Origin of the sequence: Microbacterium sp. (assembly GCF_049661145.1) — a bacterium.
Lineage (GTDB): Bacteria > Actinomycetota > Actinomycetes > Actinomycetales > Microbacteriaceae > Microbacterium.
Genome location: NZ_JBASZT010000242.1, coordinates 1 through 3,477, shown reverse-complemented (window position 1 = coordinate 3,477; position 3,477 = coordinate 1). Strand labels below are relative to the sequence as shown.

General features: G+C 70.1%; 5 protein-coding genes. All 5 read left to right on the top strand.

Annotation, left to right across the window (positions count from 1 at the left end; translation table 11 throughout):
• On the top strand, positions 1–189 hold a 189-nt coding region (locus tag WBP48_RS10495), incomplete at its 5' end, for a hypothetical protein (protein ID WP_424440017.1).
• Positions 186–1,934 (top strand): acyl-CoA dehydrogenase, encoded by a 1,749-nt coding sequence (locus tag WBP48_RS10490; RefSeq protein ID WP_424440014.1) that lies wholly within the window; start codon positions 186–188, stop codon positions 1,932–1,934. The genes WBP48_RS10495 and WBP48_RS10490, both read left to right, overlap by 4 nt.
• A 13-nt stretch (positions 1,935–1,947) precedes the next feature.
• Positions 1,948–2,202 carry an acyl carrier protein gene (locus tag WBP48_RS10485; RefSeq protein WP_424440011.1) on the top strand — a complete coding sequence of 85 codons (255 nt, stop codon included), beginning with the start codon at positions 1,948–1,950 and terminating at the stop codon, positions 2,200–2,202.
• The gene (locus WBP48_RS10480) at positions 2,189–2,839 is read left to right on the top strand and encodes a 4'-phosphopantetheinyl transferase family protein (protein WP_424440008.1); all 651 of its coding nucleotides are present in this window, start codon (positions 2,189–2,191) and stop codon (positions 2,837–2,839) included. The genes WBP48_RS10485 and WBP48_RS10480 overlap by 14 nt, the downstream gene beginning before the upstream one ends.
• The gene (locus WBP48_RS10475) at positions 2,836–3,402 is read left to right on the top strand and encodes a YdcF family protein (protein ID WP_424440005.1); all 567 of its coding nucleotides are present in this window, start codon (positions 2,836–2,838) and stop codon (positions 3,400–3,402) included. Before WBP48_RS10480 ends, WBP48_RS10475 begins: the two co-directional genes overlap by 4 nt.
• Positions 3,403–3,477 lie beyond the last annotated feature (75 nt).

Below are 3,477 nucleotides of genomic sequence, written 5' to 3'. Positions count from 1 at the left end.
GGCGAGGACGTTCCCGGCGCGCTGGGACGCGACGACGCATGGATCACGGCGGTCATCGCCCGCGTCGCGAACCGTCTCGGCGGTCCCGAGCTCAGCGCTGAGGTCGCCGAGGCGGTCACCGCGGCGGCGCTCCTCGCACACGCGGACACCGGCGTGACGCTCATCGATCAATGGAGGGCGGGGCGATGACGACCACGGAGACACCCGATCTGGAGATCCTGCTCGGCGACCCGCACGCCGCGGAACCGTACAGCTACGCGTCGATCGCGGACGACGACGACGCCCGACGCCTCAGTCCCTTCGCCGAGAACGTCCTCGCCGAGTGGGGGGCCGCCGCCGAGTTCGTCCCCGTCGACCTCGGCGGGCGGTGGGCCGACACCTCCGACCTCGTCACGCGACTGCGTCCCATCTTCCGCCGTGACCCCGCGGTCGGGCTCGGTTACGGGTTGACGACCCTCATGTCGGCGGTCAACGTGTGGACGGGCGGAGACGACGCCCAGAAGCGGGACGTGGCACGGCGGCTCCTGGCGGGCGAGCGCATCGCGGTCGGTTTTCACGAACTCGACCACGGCAACGACCTGCTCAACAACGAATGCGCGGCGGAGTTCGACGGAACCTCGTGGCGCGTCCGGGGCGTGAAGCAGGTCGTCAACAACATCGACCGCGCCGAATCCATCCTGATCATGGCGAAGACCCGCGAGGGGACCACGGCCCGCCAGTTCTCGCTGCTGCTGTGGAACAAATCGCCGGAGTCCGCGGCGAACGCCGACACGAGTCGGCGGCTTCTCACCGCCGGCATGCGCGGCTGCGTGATCGGCGCGGGCCGATTCGACGGGGTCGCCGTGCCCCCCGAGAACCTCATCGGCGGCGACGGCGCCGCGGTCGAGACCGCTCTCAAGGCGTTCCAGATCACCCGTGCCGTGATCCCCGCTCTCGCCGTCGGGGCCGTGGAAGCAGCACTCCACGAGACGATCCGTTACGGTCGTGACCGCGAGCTCTACGGCGGCACCGTCCTCGACATCCCCCACGCCCGCGCACTCGTGGCCACCGCGCTGGCGGACATGCTCGTCGCCGATGCCATGAGCGCGGCGACCGTCCGCGCACTGCACCTGTCGCCCCGGGAGTGCTTCGTCCTGACCGCGGCGTGCAAGTACCTCTCGCCCCGGCTGCTCATCGAAGCGATGCAGCAGATCTCCGTGGTCGCCGGCTCGACCTTCTACGCGCGGATCGAGCCGTTCGAGATCATCGAGAAGATCGTCCGGGATCTCGCTGTCGTGCCGATCGGCCATGCCGGCGAGACCTCGTGCCTGCTGACGATCCTGCCGAACCTTCCGGCCTGGGCGCGGCGCGCCGAGAAGACCCCCGCCGCCGACCTCTCGCTCACCGATCTGTCCGGCGACACCGTCCTCCCATCGCTGGACTTCGGCTCTCTCACGCTGGGCGCCGGCTCCTCGGACCCGCTCGGTGCCGTGTTCGAGGATCCGCGGCTGAGCGAAGCCCTCGCGAGCTCGACGACGGAGCTGAAGTCCCTGGTCGATGCTCTCGCGGCCGGATATGCACGGGAACGAGCGGCGGCGCGGGCCCTGCGTCCCGATGAGCTCACGACGGATGCCCCCGCCGCATCCTTCGACGTCGCGAGACGCATCTCGCTCTATCTCGCCGCCGGTGCCGTCATCGGCGTCTGGCTGAACGCGAACGCCTCCGACCGGAAGCGCGATGCAGGAATCGCCGGCGACCCCCTGGCGCTGCAGGCGTGTCTGCTCCGCATCCAGGGCCGTCTGTCCGGGCGCCAGCGCCCGCTGCCCGACGCCGTCGTGGAGCGGCTCGTCGCCCATGCGGAGACCTCCGTCGATGCCCGGCAGTCAATGGGACTTCACGCCGTGAGCGTCTACCCTGGGATCACGGGGAACGTCTCCACCACCCCGAATCCGTAGAGAGGACCCCTACATGTCCGTCGTCCCCGCGTCCGCCGACATCGAGCAGTGGCTCACCGAGCGCGTCATCGCGTACGGAAAGGTCGCACCCGGGAGCTTCACCTCTGACACCCCGCTGAACGAGCTGGGCCTGGATTCGGTCTACGCGCTGACGCTCTGCGGTGACATCGAGGATGCCTACCAGCTCGAAGTCGACCCCACGATCGTCTGGGACTACCCGACCATCCGCGAGCTGGCGGAAGGCATCTCTCAGCTTGCGTCGGAGTAGCGTCGGGAGGCACGCCGCGCTGTCGTGCGCCGGCATCCACCTTCGCGCCGGCACGACACGAGGTTCCGCGCCGCGGCGGGGCGGAGAACTCCGGTCGATCCTCGGGCCCGACATCGTCAGTGCGCGCGCACTCTCGGGGCGTCGTCGCGTCGAGTACATCACGGCGCGGGCGTGGATCCGCGACCTGGTCCGCGATCGGCTGAACGAGCCATGGCACGGTTTCGCGGTGCGAACGGCGGGCGAGAAGCCCCGGCTGCACCGCAGCGACATCGATGTCAGCATCTCCCACACCGGTGAGCACCTCGTCGTGGCCGTCGCCGAACGCGGCCGAATCGGCGTCGACGTCGAACGCGTGGGCGCGATCTTCGATCAGCCGGCCCTCGTGCATCGGATGTGCTCTGACCTGGAGAGCCGACGGCTCGCCGACATCGCGCCCACCTCCCGCCGCGCGTGGCTCACTCAGCTCTGGAGCGTGAAGGAGTCCTACGCGAAAGCGCTCGGAGTCGGCCTTTCGCAGCCGTTCGCCGAGATCGACGCCGCGGGGCTGTCGCGCGCGGACGGCGTGCGAGGGGTATGGACCCCGGCCACGGGAGACACCGAACTGAAGCTCGCGGTCACATGGCTGGCGCCGAGATGACCGACGAGCGCCCGGCGCCGCCCCGCCGCCGGCGCCGGATCCTCAGACGCCTGGCGATCATCGCCGTCGCCGCGGTTCTCGCGGGCGCGGCGATCGTCGCCGCCGGCGCGCCGGTCTACGTGTTCCCGTACGCCGACGACGTCGACTCGGCCGACGTCGCCTTCGTCGTCGGACCCCCGACGAACCAACGGATCAACGCCGCACTTCGCCTGCACGATCGCGGCGTCGTCGAGCGCGTCCTCATTTCGGTGGCCGAGAAAGGCGTGCATTCGGCCGACGAACTCGACGCCTGCAACGAGTCGTTCGTCACGTGCGAACACCCCGACCCGTACACCACGGCCGGCGAGGCGAAGATGCTCGACGAGTTCGCCCCGGGGGCCCGAGCGGTCGTCATCACGTACACTCCGCACGTGTCGCGGACCCGGTACATCTTCGAGCAGTGCTTCAGCGGCGAGACGTTCGTCGACCCGGTGCGCCGCAATCTGTCGATGGCGCAGTGGGCGTATCAGTACGCCTACCAGTCGCTCGCGTTCGTCAAGGCGTGGGTGACCGGCTGCGCGTAGAGCCGGACAGACGCATGTCGCGACCCGCACCCGCACGCCCGCGGCACCCGGCGGCCCGGCCGCGCGGGTCCGCAG

Coding starts and splice junctions, on each gene's coding strand:
- WBP48_RS10490 (WP_424440014.1), top strand. CDS start 186: ATGACGACCACGGAGACACCCGATCTGGAGATCCTGCTCGGCGACCCG.
- WBP48_RS10485 (WP_424440011.1), top strand. CDS start 1,948: ATGTCCGTCGTCCCCGCGTCCGCCGACATCGAGCAGTGGCTCACCGAG.
- WBP48_RS10475 (WP_424440005.1), top strand. CDS start 2,836: ATGACCGACGAGCGCCCGGCGCCGCCCCGCCGCCGGCGCCGGATCCTC.